This is a genomic window from Paeniglutamicibacter selenitireducens, from assembly GCF_051550675.1.
Classification (GTDB): Bacteria; Actinomycetota; Actinomycetes; order Actinomycetales; family Micrococcaceae; genus Paeniglutamicibacter.
In genome coordinates this window covers 134,844-152,153 of the sequence record NZ_JBPULF010000003.1, presented here as the reverse complement: position 1 = coordinate 152,153, position 17,310 = coordinate 134,844, and the positions used below count along the sequence as shown (strand labels likewise).

At 67.9% G+C, this 17,310-nt stretch carries 17 protein-coding genes; 6 read left to right on the top strand and 11 right to left on the bottom strand.

Going from position 1 to position 17,310, the window contains the following annotated elements; translation table 11 throughout:
- Positions 1-20 precede the first annotated feature (20 nt).
- Positions 21-272, top strand: a complete 252-nt coding sequence (locus tag ACSYDW_RS07470) for a hypothetical protein (protein WP_438338097.1) — start codon at positions 21-23, stop codon at positions 270-272.
- Between the two features lie 97 nt (positions 273-369).
- Here ACSYDW_RS07470 and ACSYDW_RS07465 read toward each other — a convergent pair whose 3' ends face one another.
- The 3 genes from ACSYDW_RS07465 to ACSYDW_RS07455 are packed head-to-tail and all read right to left on the bottom strand — an operon-like array spanning position 370 to position 2,873.
- The gene (locus ACSYDW_RS07465; RefSeq protein ID WP_438338096.1) at positions 370-798 is read right to left on the bottom strand and encodes an HIT family protein; all 429 of its coding nucleotides are present in this window, start codon (positions 796-798) and stop codon (positions 370-372) included.
- On the bottom strand, positions 795-1,964 hold the full coding sequence (locus ACSYDW_RS07460; protein ID WP_438338095.1) for an NAD(P)-dependent alcohol dehydrogenase: 1,170 nt from the start codon (positions 1,962-1,964) through the stop codon (positions 795-797). The genes ACSYDW_RS07465 and ACSYDW_RS07460 overlap by 4 nt, the downstream gene beginning before the upstream one ends.
- 60 nt (positions 1,965-2,024) lie before the next feature.
- Entirely contained in the window at positions 2,025-2,873 is an 849-nt protein-coding gene (locus ACSYDW_RS07455) for a sulfurtransferase (protein WP_438338094.1), read from the bottom strand.
- Between the two features lie 197 nt (positions 2,874-3,070).
- Here ACSYDW_RS07455 and ACSYDW_RS07450 point away from each other — a divergent pair, with 197 nt between their 5' ends.
- Positions 3,071-4,093: a PLP-dependent cysteine synthase family protein gene (locus ACSYDW_RS07450; protein WP_438338383.1), complete on the top strand. Its 1,023-nt coding sequence runs from the start codon at positions 3,071-3,073 to the stop codon at positions 4,091-4,093.
- On the opposite strand, the gene ACSYDW_RS07445 is transcribed toward ACSYDW_RS07450, so the two are convergent.
- On the bottom strand, positions 4,090-4,764 hold the full coding sequence (locus tag ACSYDW_RS07445) for an MBL fold metallo-hydrolase (RefSeq protein ID WP_438338093.1): 675 nt from the start codon (positions 4,762-4,764) through the stop codon (positions 4,090-4,092). The two genes, ACSYDW_RS07450 and ACSYDW_RS07445, sit on opposite strands and share 4 nt — an antisense overlap.
- Before the next feature lie 172 nt (positions 4,765-4,936).
- Here ACSYDW_RS07445 and ACSYDW_RS07440 point away from each other — a divergent pair, with 172 nt between their 5' ends.
- Positions 4,937-5,362, top strand: coding sequence for a Fur family transcriptional regulator (locus tag ACSYDW_RS07440; protein ID WP_438338092.1), 426 nt, complete (start codon positions 4,937-4,939; stop codon positions 5,360-5,362).
- Between the two features lie 167 nt (positions 5,363-5,529).
- Here ACSYDW_RS07440 and ACSYDW_RS07435 read toward each other — a convergent pair whose 3' ends face one another.
- From ACSYDW_RS07435 to ACSYDW_RS07415, 5 genes are all read right to left on the bottom strand, one after another.
- Complete coding sequence (locus ACSYDW_RS07435; protein ID WP_438338091.1) at positions 5,530-6,405, bottom strand: metal ABC transporter permease; 876 nt, start codon at positions 6,403-6,405, stop codon at positions 5,530-5,532.
- Positions 6,406-6,409: 4 nt separating this feature from the next.
- Positions 6,410-7,210 carry a metal ABC transporter ATP-binding protein gene (locus tag ACSYDW_RS07430; RefSeq protein ID WP_438338382.1) on the bottom strand — a complete coding sequence of 267 codons (801 nt, stop codon included), beginning with the start codon at positions 7,208-7,210 and terminating at the stop codon, positions 6,410-6,412.
- Between the two features lie 4 nt (positions 7,211-7,214).
- A complete protein-coding gene (locus ACSYDW_RS07425; protein WP_438338090.1) occupies positions 7,215-8,228 on the bottom strand; it encodes a metal ABC transporter solute-binding protein, Zn/Mn family in 1,014 nt (337 codons plus the stop codon).
- A gap of 68 nt (positions 8,229-8,296) precedes the next feature.
- Positions 8,297-9,364, bottom strand: coding sequence for a hemolysin family protein (locus ACSYDW_RS07420; protein ID WP_438338089.1), 1,068 nt, complete (start codon positions 9,362-9,364; stop codon positions 8,297-8,299).
- Entirely contained in the window at positions 9,361-10,713 is a 1,353-nt protein-coding gene (locus ACSYDW_RS07415; RefSeq protein WP_438338088.1) for a hemolysin family protein, read from the bottom strand. The genes ACSYDW_RS07420 and ACSYDW_RS07415 overlap by 4 nt, the downstream gene beginning before the upstream one ends.
- A 698-nt stretch (positions 10,714-11,411) precedes the next feature.
- On the opposite strand from ACSYDW_RS07415, the gene ACSYDW_RS07410 reads away from it, so the two are divergent.
- The 3 genes from ACSYDW_RS07410 (at position 11,412) to ACSYDW_RS07400 (ending at position 16,134) form a co-directional block, all read left to right on the top strand.
- On the top strand, positions 11,412-15,212 hold the full coding sequence (locus ACSYDW_RS07410; RefSeq protein WP_438338087.1) for a multifunctional oxoglutarate decarboxylase/oxoglutarate dehydrogenase thiamine pyrophosphate-binding subunit/dihydrolipoyllysine-residue succinyltransferase subunit: 3,801 nt from the start codon (positions 11,412-11,414) through the stop codon (positions 15,210-15,212).
- Between the two features lie 125 nt (positions 15,213-15,337).
- Complete coding sequence (locus tag ACSYDW_RS07405; RefSeq protein ID WP_438338086.1) at positions 15,338-15,943, top strand: GDSL-type esterase/lipase family protein; 606 nt, start codon at positions 15,338-15,340, stop codon at positions 15,941-15,943.
- A 116-nt stretch (positions 15,944-16,059) separates the two neighbouring features.
- The gene (locus ACSYDW_RS07400) at positions 16,060-16,134 is read left to right on the top strand and encodes a 50S ribosomal protein bL37 (RefSeq protein ID WP_369299107.1); all 75 of its coding nucleotides are present in this window, start codon (positions 16,060-16,062) and stop codon (positions 16,132-16,134) included.
- Between the two features lie 96 nt (positions 16,135-16,230).
- On the opposite strand, the gene rsrA is transcribed toward ACSYDW_RS07400, so the two are convergent.
- Both rsrA and ACSYDW_RS07390 read right to left on the bottom strand, forming a co-directional pair.
- Positions 16,231-16,497 (bottom strand): mycothiol system anti-sigma-R factor, encoded by a 267-nt coding sequence (rsrA, locus tag ACSYDW_RS07395; RefSeq protein ID WP_438338085.1) that lies wholly within the window; start codon positions 16,495-16,497, stop codon positions 16,231-16,233.
- Entirely contained in the window at positions 16,497-17,216 is a 720-nt protein-coding gene (locus ACSYDW_RS07390; RefSeq protein WP_438338084.1) for a sigma-70 family RNA polymerase sigma factor, read from the bottom strand. The genes rsrA and ACSYDW_RS07390 overlap by 1 nt, the downstream gene beginning before the upstream one ends.
- Positions 17,217-17,310: the final 94 nt, after the last annotated feature.

The following is a 17,310-nucleotide window of genomic DNA, read 5'->3' as shown; positions in this document are numbered from 1 at the left end:
CCGGTGCAAAAATTAGGGTCATGCGCATCGAGGAATGGTGGCCCGCACTGCCGGCCGACAGCAGGGAATGGCTGGTCCGGCACAACGGCGAAGCGGTTCCGCAGCACATCGTGGACAACATCAGGTCGGTGGAGGGGGCCGCAACGGCGGACACGTCGTGGGCCGGCGCCACGGCCCCCGATGGTTTCTTCCTCTCGGACCAGGCCGTCGATTGGATCGAGGCGGTTGCCAACGGCGAGACACCCGACGGCAGCGGGGCCACCGACCGGTAGCAGCGTGGCAAGGGCGCCCTTCTCCGGATGCTCACAGCACGAAGCCTTCGGGTCGATGGTGTCACCGGCCCGAAGGCTTCCGCTTGTTCCCGCACTGTTAGCTGGCGGGAACCCAGTCCCCGTGGCCGTCTTCGCGCAACGCGGCACGCAGCTTTTCGGCGTTTTCATCCATGGTCGCCGGGTTGGGGTTGACGTCGGCACGGGCCAGGTCGAAGTCGGCCAGCGAGTTCGTGGGCCAGACGTGCAGGTGCAGGTGCGGCACCTCGAATCCCGCAATCATCAGCCCCGCCCGCTCGGAACCGAAAGCACGCACCTGCGCCTTGCCGATCTTGCCGGCAACGTCGGTGAGGTGGTTCATCAGGCCGGTGGGGGCCTCCGTCCACTTGTCGACCTCCGCGCGTGGTACCACCAGGGTGTGCCCGTGCGTGATGGGCCCGATGGTCAGGAACGCCACGGCGTACTCGTCCTTCCAGACGAACCTGCCGGGGATCTCCCCGTCGATGATCTTGGTGAACAGTGTGCTCATGCACCCTCCTTGGCTGCTTCGCCGAGTGTGGCGATATCTAGGACAAATCTGTATTTCACGTCGGAGGCGACCATGCGGTCCCAGGCCTCGTTCAGGTGTGCGGCATCGGTGAGTTCGATGTCTGCGGCGATGCCGTGCTCGGCGCAGAAGTCCAGCATCTCCTGGGTTTCGCCGATCGACCCGATGGGCGATCCGGTGTAGCTCAGGCGCTTGGTGATGAGCTGCCGGGTATCGAAGGCGGGCATGCCGTCGGCCGGCAGCGAAAGTTGCACCAGCGCCCCGTCGCGCTTGAGGGTCCGCAGGTAGAGGCCGATGTCGTGCGGCGCCGACACGGTGTCGATGAGCAGGTTCAGCGTGTCGAAGGCAGCCCGCAGCTCGGTGGCGTCGGAAGAGTTGGCCACGCGGGCCGCACCCAGTGCCAACGCGGATTCGCGCTTGTCCTCGCTGCTGGTGAAGACAGTGACGCTGGCGCCCATGGCGACGGCCAGCTTGACGGCCATGTGCCCGAGTCCGCCAAGTCCCAGCACGCCGACGGCACTGCCGGGGCCCACCTTGTGGTGGCGCAGCGGCGAGTAGCTGGTGATGCCCGCGCACAGGAGCGGGGCTGCGGCGGCCGGGTCCAGCGCGTCGGGGATGCGCAGCACGAAGTCGCGGTTCACCACGATGCCCTGCGAGTATCCGCCCTGGGTGTATTCGCCCGTGGCCGGGTCCGTGGCCCCGTAGGTGCCGACCCGCTTGGGGCAGAACTGCTCCAGCCCCTCGCGGCAGGCCTCGCATTCCCGGCAGGAATCCACCAGGCAGCCCACGCCCACCCGGGCGCCGACGGCCAGGTCCCCAACCTCGCTGCCGGTCTCCCGGACCACGCCGACCATCTCGTGTCCGGTCACCAGCGGAAGCTTCGCCGCACCCCATTCGCCGCGTCCCGCGTGGACGTCGCTGTGGCACAGCCCGCAGTACTCGAGGTCGATGACCACGTCGCGGGCTCCAGGTTGCCGCCGCTCGATCTGCAGGGCCGTGAGCGGGCCGTGCTCCTCGACGATGCCCATGGCCCTGACCTTCCGGGGCCCGCCGGCCACGGGGTCCCGCGGCTGCCGGGCACGTGCCGCGAACCGGTCGTTGATGCGCTGTTCGGCGTTGTGGGGCGGGGGTACCGGGCGACCAATCATGCTTTCGAACTTACTCCTTGGAGGCCGCAGGTGCCAGCGCGGCACCCCTGCTGCGGGCGCCTACGGGGCTTCCCCGGTGGCGGGGGTGCGCGTCGGGTCCGACGCGTACTGCGACCAGGAGCCCGGATAGAGCGCCGCCCGGACTCCTATGGTTTCCAGTGCCAGGATCTGGTGTGCCGCGGTGACGCCGGAGCCACAGTAGGCGGCCACCTGCTGCCCGCTCTCGGTGGCCTGCACGCCCAGCGCGGCGAAGCGCTCGGCCAGCACCGTCGGCACCAGGAACCGTCCGTCGGTGCCAAGGTTTTCGGTGGTCGGCCGGCTCACTGCACCCGGGACGTGCCCGGCGCGCGGGTCGATGGGTTCGGTGGCGCCGGTGTAGCGTTCAAAGGCGCGGGCATCGAGCAGGACACCGGCAAAACCCTCGGCCTGGTCGATCTCGATGATCGGCAGGTGGCCCCAGCCCAGCTCCACGGTCCCGGGAACCGCCGTGCGCTCGCCCCGTTCCAGCGGGAACCCGGCGCGCGTCCAGGCATCGAGCCCGCCGTTGAGCACCCGCACGTCGGCGAACCCGGCGTGGCGCAGCAGCCACCACGCGCGGGCCGCCGCAAGCGCGCAGGTCGCGTCGTAGACCACGACGCGCGAGCCGGGGTTGATGCCCCAGCGACGCGCTGCCCGGTGGAAGGCCTCCGCGGAGGGCAACGGGTGGCGGCCGGCCTGCGGGCTCGGTTCCGCGGCGAGTTCGTGGTGGAGGTCGACGAAGACCGCACCGGGCAGGTGCCCGTCCAGGTAGTGCGCATGGCCGTCGGGATCCCCCAGTGCCCACCGCACATCGAGCAGCACGGTGTCCCCCGGCGCCTCCAGCAGCCGGTGCAGTTCCTGTGCCTCGATCAACGGGTATTGCTGTGCCATCGATGTCCTTCCCTGAAGTGCCGAAATGACGCCCCCACCACGACTCTACCCGTGGCGAGGTACCCGCCCGCGTCATCCTGGCGGGTGATCTTGGGTAGGGTGGGAGCGTGGACACAACACCCCTGATCTCGCTGCCCGAACCCTCCGCCACCCGTGCCTGGGTCGACGCCGCGGTGCGCACCATCGACGCGGAATCCATGCGTTCGGCCGACACACACCTGCACAAGCTCGAGCTGCCCCGCGACTGGGGCATCGACCTGTACCTCAAGGACGAGTCGACGCACCGCACCGGCAGCCTCAAGCACCGGCTGGCCCGCTCGCTCTTCCTCTACGGGCTGGTCAATGGTTGGATCACCGAGGGCACCACGATCGTGGAGGCCTCGTCCGGGTCCACAGCGGTCTCCGAGGCGTACTACGCAAAGCTGCTCGGGTTGCCCTTCATCGCCGTCATGGCGGCAAGCACCAGCCCGGAGAAGATCGCCCTGATCGAGGCCACCGGGGGCACCTGCCACTTGGTCCGGAACCCCTCGGAGGTCTACCAGGTGGCCGAGCGGCTGGCCGCCGAGACCAACGGCCACTACATGGACCAGTTCACCTACGCTGAACGGGCCACCGACTGGCGCGGGAACAACAACATCGCCGAATCGATCTTCGGGCAGCTGGCCATGGAGGAACACCCGGTCCCGTCGTGGATCGTGGTCGGCGCCGGGACCGGCGGCACCTCGGCCACCATCGGGCGCTACGCGCGCTACCACCGCCATCCCACCCGCTTGGCCGTGGCGGACCCGGAAGGCTCGGCGTTCTCCCCCGCCTGGCATGCCTGGGCCGAGGGCACCGACCCGGCGTTGGCCACGGGCCGGGCCAGCCGCATCGAGGGCATCGGCAGGGCCCGGCCGGAACCTAGCTTCGTGCCCTCGGTCATCGACTTCATCGCCACGGTGCCCGACGCGGCCTCCGTTGCGGCAATGCGCCACCTGCGGGACTTCGCGCACCTGTCCGCCGGCCCGTCCACGGGGACAAACCTGTGGCTGGCCTGGCAGATCATCGCCACCATGCGCGCCCGGGGCGAACGCGGCTCGGTCGTCACACTGCTCTGCGACAACGGCGACCGCTACGCGGGGTCCTACTACAACGAGGCCTGGCTCGCCGGCGCGGGGCTCGACCCGGCACCCTACGCCGGACGGATCGAGCGCCTGCTGCAGACCGGCAGCTGGGACTAACCCAGCGGCACCCGTTCCCCGTCGGCGATGCGCCTGTAGGACAGGCCGCGTTCGGCGGCGACCCGTCCGAGGTGCCCGTCCATCATGGCCAGGCCGCGCGCGTTGAGCAGCCCGTCGTGGATCGGGAAGTTCCGCGCGGCGCCCACCGCCGCCAGGAAGTCGATGGTTTCGCCGATCTTCGCCCATGGGGCGTGGGCCGGGACCAGCAGGATCTCCACCTCGAGGCCGCCGGGGACCTCGTAGCTGTCCCCCGGGTGGTAGAGCCGCCCGTCGACGAAGTACCCGATGTTTGCCACGCGCGGCAGGTCCGCATGGATCAGCGCGTGCACCCCGCCGTGGGCCGAGACCCGCATGCCGGCAGCTTCGAAGGAGTCCCCGGGCTCCACGGCGTGGATGCGCCCGGCGGCCCCGACCACTCCGGCGGCCTGCGCCGCCTCCAGCACGCGCGCTGCCACCGGCGCAGGCGCATGCAGCTCGAGCCCGTTCCTGGTTTCCAGCGCCTCCACGACGGGTCCGAGGTCCAGGTGGTCGGCGTGCTCGTGGGTCACCAGCACCGCTTCGACGCCTTCCAGCGCCTCGGGGACCTGGCTGAAGTTGCCCGGGTCGATCGCCAGGGCCCGGCCGCCTGACTCGATGCGCACGCAGGCGTGGGAGAACTTTTGCAGATCCATGCTGAAACCCTAGCGCCGGGTTCCCGGTTCGCGCCAGCGCCCGGGCCCACGCCCGGAACCTGGCACCCACTGGTAAACTTGGGGAGTCATCGGTGTCTTGTTGCCGCGCCGTTTCCGGCGCCCATGACGCCCACCGACGATGTTGTGCTGATCTATAGGAGTGCTTCCACCCATGACCAATCCCACGACCGAGCGGCGCGGCTCCGAGCAGCGCGTGACAAAACAGCGGCTGGCGGTTGTTGCGGCCCTCGGACAGGTCGATGACTTCGTGACGGCCCAGGAGCTCCACCGCTGGCTCGTCGACGAGGGTGACAAGGTGTCGCTGGCCACGGTGTACCGCCTGTTGCTCTCCATGGCCGAGGACGGCCAGGTCGATGTGCTGCGCAGCGCCGAGGGCGAGGCGATGTACCGCCAATGCCAGGCCGAGCACCACCACCACCACCTTGTCTGCCGCAGGTGCGGCAAGGCCGTCGAGGTCGAGGCACCGGCCGTCGAGCAGTGGGCGGCCCGCGTCGCTGCCGAGAACGGCTACACGGTGCCCACCCACACCGTGGAGATCTACGGGCTGTGCCCCGCCTGCTCCGCGGCGGAGGCCTAACCGGGAAAACCCCGAAGACGGGTCCCGCCGCGGAACCGGCTCCCCGTATCTACGCAAACGCCTCGGGCGGAACCCCCTCCACGGGATCGGGGTTCCGCCCGAGGCGTTTGCGTACCGGGCCGTATTTGGGGCCCGGACGTTCCGGAACGGTGTGGGCCGCCGCGGACTCAGGCCGCGAGTGCCGCCGTCTTGATGTGCCGCACCCGGTCGCGGCGCCAGGCAATCACGCGGCAGACCACGTAGATCAGGAAGGAGATCGTCGTGACGTACGGGCTGATCGGCAGGCTCCCGGCCAGGGCCAGCAGGATTCCTCCCACCACGGAGGTGACGGCGAAGGCCACCGAAAGGCTCACGGTGAGGACCGGGTTTGCCGTCACGCGCATGGCTGCGGCGGCCGGGGTGATCAGCAGGGAGAGGACCAGCAGCGAGCCGACGACCTGGATCGAGAGGGCCACGGCCAGGCCGAGCACCAGCATGAAGGCCACCGAGAGCTTGGCCGCGGGAATGCCGCGGGCCGTGGCCACCGCCGGGTCGACGCTGATGAAGGTCAGCGGGCGCCACATGGCGACAAGTGCCACGAGCACCACCACCGAACAGACGGCCAGCAGGCCCAGCTGCACCTGGTCGACGGCGACGATCTGGCCCGTGAGCAGGCCGAACTTGTTGGCGCTGCGTCCCTCGTACAGGGCCAGGAACAGGATGCCCAGGCCCAGGCCGAAGGGCATCAGCACGCCGATGATGGAGTTGCGGTCCTTCGCCGCGGCACCCATCATGCCCAGCACCAGGGCGGCGATGACGGAGCCGATCAGCGAACCGAACACCACGTTCGCGCCAACCAGCAGCGCAAAGGCGGCACCGGCGAAGGACAGCTCGGCGATGCCGTGCACGGCGAATGCCATGTCGCGGAGCATCACGAAGATGCCGATCATGCCGCCCACCAGGCCGAGCAGTGCGCCGGCGATCAGCGAGTTGGTGACCAGCGGCAGGATTTCGGCGTAGTCCTGGAAGCTGAAGACGGTGTTCCAGATTTCTTGCAGATCCATGGGCTCAGGCTCCTGCCGTCGGGTGGGCGTGGCTGACGTTTTCCGGCATGCCGACCACCACGATCCGGCCGTTGGACTCGAAGACCTCGATCGGGCTGCCGTAGAGGTCCGAGAGCACGTCCGAGCGCATGACCTCGGCGGGGGTTCCCACGTGGAAGCGCCCGCCGGCAAGGTACAGCACCCGGTCCACGTACTGCAGGATCGGGTTGATCTCGTGGGTCACGAACACCACGGCCGACCCGCGGTCGCAGGCCTGGCGGTGGATCAGGCCGGAGACGGCCTGCTGGTGGTGCAGGTCCAGGGAGAGCAGGGGCTCGTCGCAGAGCAGCAGCCGCGGGTTGTCGGCCAGCGCCTGCGCCGCGCGCAGCCGCTGCTGTTCGCCGCCGGAGAGCACGCCGACGGGGCGGTCGGCGTAGGCCGTGGCGCCCACCAGTTCCAGCAGTTCGTCGACGCGCTTGCGGATGGCCTTGCGCTTGAGCCGGATGCCCCAGCGGTGGCCGTCGATGCCCAGCGCGACAAGGTCGCGGGCGCGCAGCGGGGTGTTGTCGGCGAAGGGGCGCTGCTGCGGGATGGTTCCCACCAGGCGCGAGCCGCGGGTTGCGGGCTTGCCTGCCACCTCGACGGTTCCGCCGGAGAGCTGCTGCAGCCCCAGCAGGGTGCGCAGCATCGTGGTCTTGCCGGATCCGTTGGGGCCCAGCACCGCCAGGAACTCGCCGGGTGCGATGTCGAGGTCCAGTCCGTCCCAGAGCAGGCGGTTTCCGAAACTCAGCGACGCGTCGCGCAGCCGGACGACAGGTTCGGCCATCGGGTCACTGGTTTCCAAGGGCCACCTCGAGTTGTTGCACGTTTGAATCCATCCAGGAAATGTAGTCCTGCCCCGGGGGCAGGGTTTCGGTCATGCTGATGATCGGGACGCCGGCGGACTCGGCGATGGAACGCACCTTGTCCGTCTGCGGCCCGGAGGTCTGGGTGTTCAGCGCCAGCAGCGCGTATTCCCGGTTGACCAGGCCGTCGCTCAGGTGCTTGAGCAGCAGCGGCGACACGTCGTCGCCGGATTCCATCGCGGCGCTGAAGCCGGAGGGTGTTGCGTCCTCCAGCCCCGCCTCGGTCAGCAGGTAGAAGGCCAGCGGTTCTGTCATGGCAAAGGTCTTGCCTTCGGCTGCGGGCTTCAGGGCGTCGATGCGCCCGGCCAGGGAATCCACCTTGGCCTCGAAGCCGTGGGCCGCGGCCTCGAACTCGGAGGCCTTCTCCGGCATCAGGGAAGCGAACTTATCCGCCAACCCCTCGGCCAGGGCGCCAACGGTGTGCACGTCGTACCAGACGTGTTCGTTGGGGCCCGAGTGGTCGTGCCCGGCGTGGGCTCCCCCGGCCGCGTCGGTTGCCTCGGCGGGTTCCGAGTGCTCCTCGTGGCCATGTCCGGTGTGTTCGTCGCCGTGAGCCCCGGACAGGTCGGCGAAGTCGACGGCATGCAGGACCGCACCCGGCGGCAGTTCCAGCCCTCCGGCCAGCGATTCCATGAACGGGTCGTAGCCGCCGCCGTTGGCGACGATCACGTCTGCCTTGGACAGTGCCAGCATGTCCCGGGCCGTGGCCTCGTAGGAGTGCGGGTCCTGCGAGGTCTTGTCGACGATCGCCGTGACCTCCACGTTCGCCCCGCCGACGGCCTTCGCCACGTCCGCATACACGGACGTCGAGGCAACCACGTTAAGCACGGAGTCCCCACCGCCAGTCCCGGCCGCACCTTCGGCCGGCGCCGTGGTGGCGCAGGCGGAAAGCAGCAATGCCGAGACTAGGACGGTGAGGACACTCGGTGTTCTGCGCATGCGGTGTTCGCGGGCCCTTTCGGAGGAAGCTTGGAACACCAGCCTATCTCAAATGCGAGTCATTCGCATTATTGGGCGCTCCGGTTCTCGCGGCGGATGCCGCGCTTCTGGTTCTGGTCATCGATCTCCCCGACCAGCTGTTCAAGCACGTCCTCGAGGAACAGGACGCCGAGCGTGCTTCCGGAGGGATCCACCACGCGGGCCAGGTGCTCGCCCGCGGCGCGCATCTGCTCGAGTGCGTCCTCGATCTCCGCGTCCGGGGCCACCACACCCATGGTGCGCAGCGGGGTGTTGGCGATCGGCTCGCGGTACTGGGCGTCCGGAAGGGACATGACGTCCTTCAGGTGCCAGTAGCCCACGAAGTCCTCGCCGTCGCTGATGACGATCCGGGAGAATCCGGTGCGTCCCACGGTGCGCTCGAACTGCTCGACCGTCGCCCCGAGCTCCAGGCTCACCACGCGCTCACGGGCAACCATGGTGCCCTCGGCGGTGAGGTTGGAGAACTCCAGCGCCTTGGAGAGCCGCAGCGCGTCCTCCTCCTGCATGGCGCCGGACTTCGCGGAGCTGGCGATGATCGACTGCACTTCCTCGGCGGTGAACGCGGAGTTCACCTCGTTCTTGGGTTCGACCTTCAGCAGGCGCAGGAATCCGTTGGCTATCGCGTTGAGCGACACGACGACCGGGTGCACCAGCGTGGAGAGCATCAGCAGCGGGCCGGCCAGGATCAGCACGGCCTTGTCCGCCATGGACACCGAAATGTTCTTCGGGACCATTTCGCCGAAGGTCACGTGCAGGAAGGTGACAATCAGCAGCGCGATGATGAAGGCCACGCTGCCGGCCAGCGCCTCGGGCAGGCCCACCCATTCAAGCGGCACCACCAGGAGGTGGTGGATGGCGGGCTCGGCCACGTTGAGGATCAGCAGCGAACAGACGGTGATGCCCAGCTGGCAGACGGCCAGCATGAGCGAGACGGATTCCATGGCGCGCAATGCCCGGACGGCGCGCTTGTTCCCGGCATCGGCCAGGGGTTCGATCTGGGAGCGGCGTGCCGACATGACGGCGAATTCCGCCGCCACGAAGAACGCGTTGCCCAGCAACAGGATGACAAGCCAGAAGATTCCTGCCCAGTCGCTCATGCCCCGGCCTCCGAATCCTCGTCGGCGCCCGGGTCGACGGCATCGTCATCCTCGGGTTTGGCGCGCGGGGTGAAATGCAGCTCCGCGACGCGGCGCTTGTCCAGGGCCGTGACGACGAAGACCCCTCCGTCGGTGGCAACCTCGTCGCCCACCGACGGGATCCTGCCGAGTTCCGCCATGACGAATCCACCCACGGTTTCGTAGGAGGCGTCTTCGGGGATCTCCACCTCGCCGATCAGCTCGTTGACCTGGTCCGGGCGGAACATGCCGGGGATCATCCAGCTTCCGTCCTCGCGCTGGCGGACCTCGGGGACCGCCGAGTCGTGCTCGTCGGCGACCTCGCCGACGATTTCCTCGATCAAGTCCTCCAAGGTGACCATTCCGGCGGTTCCCCCGTACTCGTCAAGGACGATTGCCATCTGCAGGTTGGCGGTGCGCAATTGCACCAGCAGGTGGTCAAGGTGCACTGTCTCGGGCACGAAGATCACCGGGGTCTTGTTCTCGCCGACTTCCTTGCCCTCGCGCTTGTCGCGCGGGATGGCGATGATGGTCTTCACGTGGCAGACGCCCTTGATCTCGTCGCTCGACCCGTCGGTGACGGGGAAACGCGAGTAGCCGGTCTCCCGGGCCAGGGCTATGACCTCCTGGACGTGGGCGTCGTGTTCGATGGTGCGCATCCTGGTGCGCGGGGTCATCACGTCGGCGGCCGAACGGTCGGAGAACCGCAGCGTGCGGTCAACGAAGTGCGCGGCATCCTTGTCAAGGGTTCCCAGTTCGGCGGAACGCCGCACCAGCGAGGCGAGCTCGGCCGGGGAACGTGCACCGGAGATTTCCTCCTTGGCTTCGAGCCCGAAGAGGTGAAGCACCTTGTTGGAGAATCCGTTGAGTAGCACGATGGCGGGCTTGAAGATCGCGGTGAAGATGAGCTGGGGGCGGGCCACGGCGCGGCCGATGTGGAAGGCCTTGGCGATCGCCAGGTTCTTCGGAACCAGCTCGCCGATGACCATGGAGAACAGCGTGGCTAGCACCATGGCGGTGATCAGGCTTACCGGAACCGCCGAATCCCCCAGGCCCAACGCATGCAGGGGTTCCTGCAGCAGCTTGCCCACGGAGGGTTCCATCACGTAGCCGGTCAGCAGGGTTGTCAGGGTGATGCCGAGTTGGCAGGAGGAGAGTTGCGTGGATAGCGACTTGAGGCAGCGAAGCAGGGCTTCGGCCTTCTTGTCCCCGTCCTTCACCGCCTTCTCGACAGTGGCGGGATCAAGTGCAACCAGGGAAAACTCGACTGCGACGAAGAAGCCTGTGCCAAGGATGAGCAGGAGGCCTGCAAGCAGGAGTAACCATTCCATTTAGTGTTTCACCGCCCCGGCGGTGAATTCCCACTCGCGCAGCGCAGCTGGGGCGCGGTGGTTCTTGTGTTCAGCCAGCGCCGGACTAGAAGGCTCCGATACTGGGGCAGAACTGGGCAAACAATGACGTATATTGCCGGCACCGCGTGTATCCACGACTGGCCGGCACAGAGAGTGGCTGTCCATTATGGATTCAGTCTAACCGAACCCGAACCTGCATTCACTCGACCCGCTGCCGAAAGGATTCCCGGCCGGACCGGCCGCCGGCAGCCCCGTCCAGGCATCCCGCGCCATGACTGCGCAGCAGGGCCCCTGACGGAGCCGGGCGTGCCTGCCGACCCGCGACACGCCGGAACCGGCGGCGCGGCCCGCGGGCCCTCCCGGGCCGCCCGACGCATCCGCCGCAGTCCGCTCGAGCTTGCCGCCCTGTTCCACACCGGCCGGTGACGTGGGGCGAAGACGGGAACGGCGGCACCCAAGCCGACGCGCGCAGGACTCCCCCGCACGGCCGGCCCGGCAACACCTCGGCGACGGATCCGACCGCTTGGCGCAACGGGTGTGTGATGCCCAACTCAATGATTCCCATCTCCGGGGCAATAGTCACTAGACTACTTAGCAGGTCTAGAACTATGCCTTCGTGATGGTTTTGTCACGGCGGCGCTTGGACACAACGGCAATCAGGGAAGAGGCGTAATACCGTGCCAGATCAATCGCACCACCGACTCACCGAAGAGTTCGGCGGGAACGAATGGCTAGTTGATGAGCTGTACCAGCAGTTCCTCAAGGACAAGAACTCGGTAGACAAGAAATGGTGGGACATCTTCGCGTCCCTCAATTCGGATCAGGCAAGTGCCTCCGACGCCCCGGCCCCCGCGGCCCCGGCCGCCGCCGCGCCAGCGCCTGCTACCACCAGCAGCGCACCGACCGGAACCCCTCGTGCGGCCACCCAGGCCCGCGTCGTGGATGTCACCGGATCGACTGCCCGTTCGTCCGCGGAATCCTCCACGGCCACCGGCGCTGCAGCCGCAGCCCCGCGCGTGCCAGCCGACCCGGCGCCCGCCACCAAGGCCCAGCCCATCCCGGCCCAGCTCCCGAAGACCGCGGCACCCGCGGCCACCGGCGAAGAAAAGCGCACCCCGCTGCGCGGCCCGGCCAAGGCCATCGTCACCAACATGGAACAGAGCCTCACGGTTCCGACGGCAACCACGGTTCGCGCCGTTCCCGCCAAGCTCCTGATCGACAACCGCGTGGTCATCAACAACCACCTCAAGCGCGCCCGCGGCGGCAAGATCTCCTTCACCCACATCATCGGCTTCGCCGTGGTCCGGGCCCTGAAGCTCTTCCCCTCCCAGAACGTCACCTACGCGGAGATCGACGGCAAGCCCGTCGCCGTCCAGCCGGGCCACGTCAACTTCGGCATCGCCATCGACATGCCGAAGCCGGACGGCTCGCGCATGCTCGCCGTGCCGAACATCAAGGCAGCCGAGACCCTGAGCTTCAACGAGTTCTGGGACACCTACGAGGGCCTGATCAAGCGCGCCCGCGCCAACAAGCTGACTGCCGACGACTACGCCGGCACCACCGTCTCGCTGACCAACCCCGGCGGCATCGGCACCGTCCACTCGGTCCCCCGCCTCTCCAAGGGCCAGGCCACCATCGTGGGCGTCGGCGCCCTCGAGTACCCGGCGGCCTTCCGCGGCGCGGCCGATGTCACCGTTGCCAAGCAGGGCGTCGGCAAGGTCATCACGCTGACCTCCACCTACGACCACCGCGTCATCCAGGGTGCCGGCTCCGGCGAGTTCCTGCGCCTGATCGAGTCGCTGCTGCTGGGCGAACAGGGCTTCTACGACGAGATCTTCGAAGCGCTGCGCATCCCCTACGAGCCGGTGCGCTGGGCCGTCGACAACCAGGTCGACATCGAGCTGCAGGTCAACAAGATCGCCCGCATCCAGCAGCTGATCCACTCCTACCGCGTGCGCGGCCACCTGATGGCCGACACCAACCCGCTCGAGTACGTCCAGCGACGCCACCCGGACCTGGACATCCAGACCTACGGCCTGACCCTCTGGGACCTGGACCGCGAATGGGTCACCGGCGGCTTCGGCGGCAAGGACCGCCTGCTGCTGCGCGACATCCTCGGCGTGCTGCGCGATGCCTACTGCCGCACCACCGGCATCGAGTACATGCACATCCAGGATCCGGTGGAACGCAAGTGGTTCCAGGACGAGCTGGAGCACAAGTACTCCAAGCCGACCCGCGAGGAACAGTTCCGCATCCTGGGCAAGCTCAACGCCGCCGAGGCGTTCGAGACCTTCCTGCAGACCAAGTTCGTGGGCCAGAAGCGCTTCTCGCTGGAGGGCGGCGAGTCGCTGATCCCGCTGCTTGACGGCATCATCTCCGACGCAGCCGACGACGGCATCGACGAGGTCGGCATCGGCATGGCCCACCGCGGCCGCCTGAACGTGCTCACCAACATCGCCGGCAAGACCTACGCACAGGTCTTCCGCGAATTCGAGGGCACCGCCACCCCGGGCTCCGTCCAGGGTTCCGGCGACGTGAAGTACCACCTGGGCACCGAGGGTTCCTACACCTCGGACTCGGGCAACCAGACCCGCGTCTACCTGGCAGCCAACCCCTCGCACCTCGAGGCCGTCGACCCGGTGCTCGAGGGCATCGTGCGAGCCAAGCAGGACAAGGCTGAGTCCAGGGACTTCAGCGTGCTCCCGATCCTGGTGCACGGCGACGCGGCCTTCGCGGGCCAGGGCGTCGTCTCCGAGACCCTCGCGTTCTCGCAGCTTCCGGGCTACAAGACCGGCGGCACGATCCACGTGATCGTGAACAACCAGGTGGGCTTCACCACCGCGCCGACCTCCTCGCGCTCCTCGGTGTACGCCACCGACGTTGCCAAGCAGGTCCAGGCACCGGTCTTCCACGTCAACGGCGATGACCCGGAGTCGGTCGTCCGCATTGCGCAGCTGGCCTTCAAGTACCGCCAGCGCTTCAACAAGGACGTCGTCATCGACATGGTGTGCTACCGCCGCCGTGGCCACAACGAGGGCGACGACCCGTCGATGACCCAGCCGATGATGTACAACCTCATCGAGGCCAAGCGCTCGACCCGCAAGCTGTACACCGAGGCCCTGGTCGGCCGCGGCGACATCACGCAGGACGAGGCCGACCAGGCTCTGCGCGACTACCAGGAACGCCTGGAGCGCGTCTTCGCCGAGACCCACGCGGCGCAGACCTCGCCGATCCCGGTCATCACCGCCGGCACCTCCGCCGTCAACGACCTGGAGCTGCCCGCGGCCCAGCGCGACGACGAGGCAGCACCGCTCACCGAGAACCCGACGAAGATCAGCACCGAGACCCTCGCGCACATCGGTGCCGCCCACGTGGCGATCCCCGCCGACTTCACGGTGCACCCGAAGCTCAAGGTGCTGCTCGAGCGCCGCGAGAAGATGAGCCGCGAGGGCGGCATCGACTGGGGCATGGCGGAAATCGCCGCCTTCGGTTCGCTGTCCATGGAAGGCGTCCCGGTCCGTTTGGTGGGCCAGGACTCGCGCCGCGGCACCTTCGTGCAGCGCCACGCGGTCTTCCACGACCGCCTCAACGGCGACGAGTGGTACCCGCTGCTGAACCTCTCCGAGGACCAGGCACCGCTCTCCATCTACGACTCCCTGCTCAGCGAATACGCGGCACTCGGCTTCGAGTACGGCTACTCGGTGGAACGCCCGGACGCCCTGGTGCTCTGGGAGGCGCAGTTCGGCGACTTCGTCAACGGAGCGCAGACGGTCATCGACGAGTTCATCTCCTCCGCCGAGCAGAAGTGGGGCCAGCGCTCCTCGCTGGTCATGATGCTTCCGCACGGCTACGAGGGACAGGGTCCGGACCACTCCTCCGCCCGCATCGAACGCTTCCTGCAGATGTGCGCCGAGCAGAACATGGTCGTGGCCCAGCCCTCCACCGGTGCCAACCACTTCCACCTGCTGCGCCGCCAGGCCTACGCCCGTCCGCGCAAGCCGCTGGTGATCTTCACCCCGAAGCAGCTGCTGCGCCTGAAGGCCGCCGCCTCCTCGGTCGAGGACTTCACCACCGGCACCTTCCAGGAAGTCATCCCGGACACGGCGAACCTGAACCCGGCCGACGTCGATCGCGTGCTGCTGGTTTCCGGCCGCCTGTACTACGACCTGGCCGCGGCCCGCACCAAGGCAGCGGACACCAAGACGGCGATCATCCGCGTCGAGCAGCTCTACCCGCTGCCGGCCGGGGCCATCGCCGCGGAGCTGGCCAAGTACCCGAACGCCGAGGTCCTCTGGGCGCAGGACGAACCCGCCAACCAGGGTCCGTGGCCGTTCGTCGGCCTGAACCTGCCGGGCGAGCTGAACAAGCACATCCGGTTGGTTTCCCGCAAGGCCTCCGCAGCCACCTCGACCGGCACGCACAAGCGCCACGAGATGGAGCAGGCCGAGCTGATCACCAAGGCCTTCTCGCGCCAGTAAACGCGACGGCACTGGTGAAACAGTGAATTGAAAACGCCTCAGGGGCGGGACGCAATGGTGTCCCGCCCCTGAGGCGCTTAATCGACTGCTAGTGTTGGTGCGTACGCGCCCCAGAAAGGTCATTCGTGGAATACCGCACTATCCGACTCACCGCCATTGGCGACGAACTCCTGGCCGGCCACGGGGATCCCCGGGCCCTGGGCTGGTACGGGCGCGTGTTGGCACGGACCTCAAGCAACGAGGTGCGCATCGAGAGCTACACGCTTGCCGCCCCCGGCGAGGGTTCCGAGGCGCTCAGCACCCGCTGGTTCGACGAGGCCTCGCGGCGCTTCGGCGAGAACGTCGACAACCGCCTGGTCGTCGCGCTTTCGGACCGCGACCTGGACCTCGGCCTTTCGACGGCACGCAGCCGCCTGAACCTGGCGAACATCCTCGATTCGGCGTCCCAGATGAGCATCAAGGCGCTCGTAGTGGGCCCGGCCCCGGGGCTGGACCCGGAACGCAACCACCGGCTGGCCGAGCTTTCCCACGTGTACGGGGACGTCGCCACGCGCCGGCGCCACCACTACGTCGACACTTTCACACCGCTGCAGAACCACGCCCAATGGCGCAGCGACCTCAACGCCAACGGCGGCCTGCCCGGCCAGGCGGGCTACGGCCTGATGGCGTGGCTCGTGCTGCACCGCGGCTGGTACTCGTGGCTCGGCCTTCCGGAACCCGCCGGCGACTGACACGCCCCTGCGCAACACCGCTGCCCGGCGGGCCGCCCGCTTTGTCGATCGGGGCCGGTGTGTGAAAGACTTGCACCAGTCAACAGATGGCCCCGATCACACAAGGGAGACAGCATATGAGCAAGCGTGCACGCAAGCGCAGGGACCGCAAGCGCGGCGGAGCCAACCACGGCAAGCGCCCCAACAGCTAGTCCGCCTGCGGCACCCGGTGCCGCAGGAAAAAACTGGTCCCCCGACTCCGGAATTCCGGAATCGGGGGACCAGTTTTTTGTGCGGCTGCGGCCGGGCTAGACGTGCCCGATTTCCACGCGGATCTCGCTGATCCGGGAAATGATCTTGGACTTCAGGGTCTCGGGCGCGATCTCCTGGCAACTGCGGCGCACGACCGAGCGGATGATGCACTCGAGGTCGTACTCCTCGGCGCATTCGGTGCAGTGCTCCAGGTGGGCCTTGACCTCCGAAAGGTCCTGCATCGACAGCGCGCCGTCAAGGTACTCGTACAGCCGGACGATGCGCTTGTCGTCGCAATCGCCCAGTGAATAGCAGTCACCCATTACTTCTTCTCCGCTCCGGGCTTGGCCGCCCCTTGGGTCTCTGGTGGCTGGCCGCCGCCACGCTCGTGGGCGTAGTCGGCCAGCAATTCTCGCAATTGTTTACGGCCCCGGTGCAACCGCGACATCACCGTGCCGATCGGCACCCCGAGGATCTCCGCGGCTTCCTTGTACGGGAAGCCCTCCACGTCCACGAAGTACACGGCCAGCCGGAATTCCTCCGCGATGGCCTGCAACGCGTTCTTCACATCCGAGTCCGGGAGGTGGTCGAGGGCCTCGACCTCCGCCGAACGCAGCCCCGTGGGCGTGTGCTCGGCGGCCTGGGCCATCTGCCAGTCCTCGACGGTGTCGGTGGACGTGCGCAGCGGCTCGCGCTGCCGCTTGCGGTACAGGTTGATGTACGTGTTGGTCAGGATCCGGTAGAGCCATGCCTTCAGGTTGGTCCCTGGCTTGTACTGGTGGAACGCCGAATAGGCCTTGGTGTAGGCCTCCTGGACCAGGTCCTCCGCATCGGAGGGGTTCCGGGCCATGCGCATGGCGGCCGAATACAGCTGGTCGACATACTGCAGGGCATCGCGTTCAAAACGCTCGCGGCGCTGTGCTTCGGTCTCATTGGCTGCCGGTACGGTGTCGGTGCCCTGGGTATCTTCGGTCATCACGGCCCAGTCTACGCGCTGCGGCGGCGCTGCAGCACGCGGCGCAGTCGCCTCTAGCACAACCATATGTTCCTCCACCTGTAGGCAAAATTCGGCTCCGGCCGCCTCCGCCGGCACCCCGCCGCAGGGAGGGAGCGTGGACACGGACGGCATCCGGTAC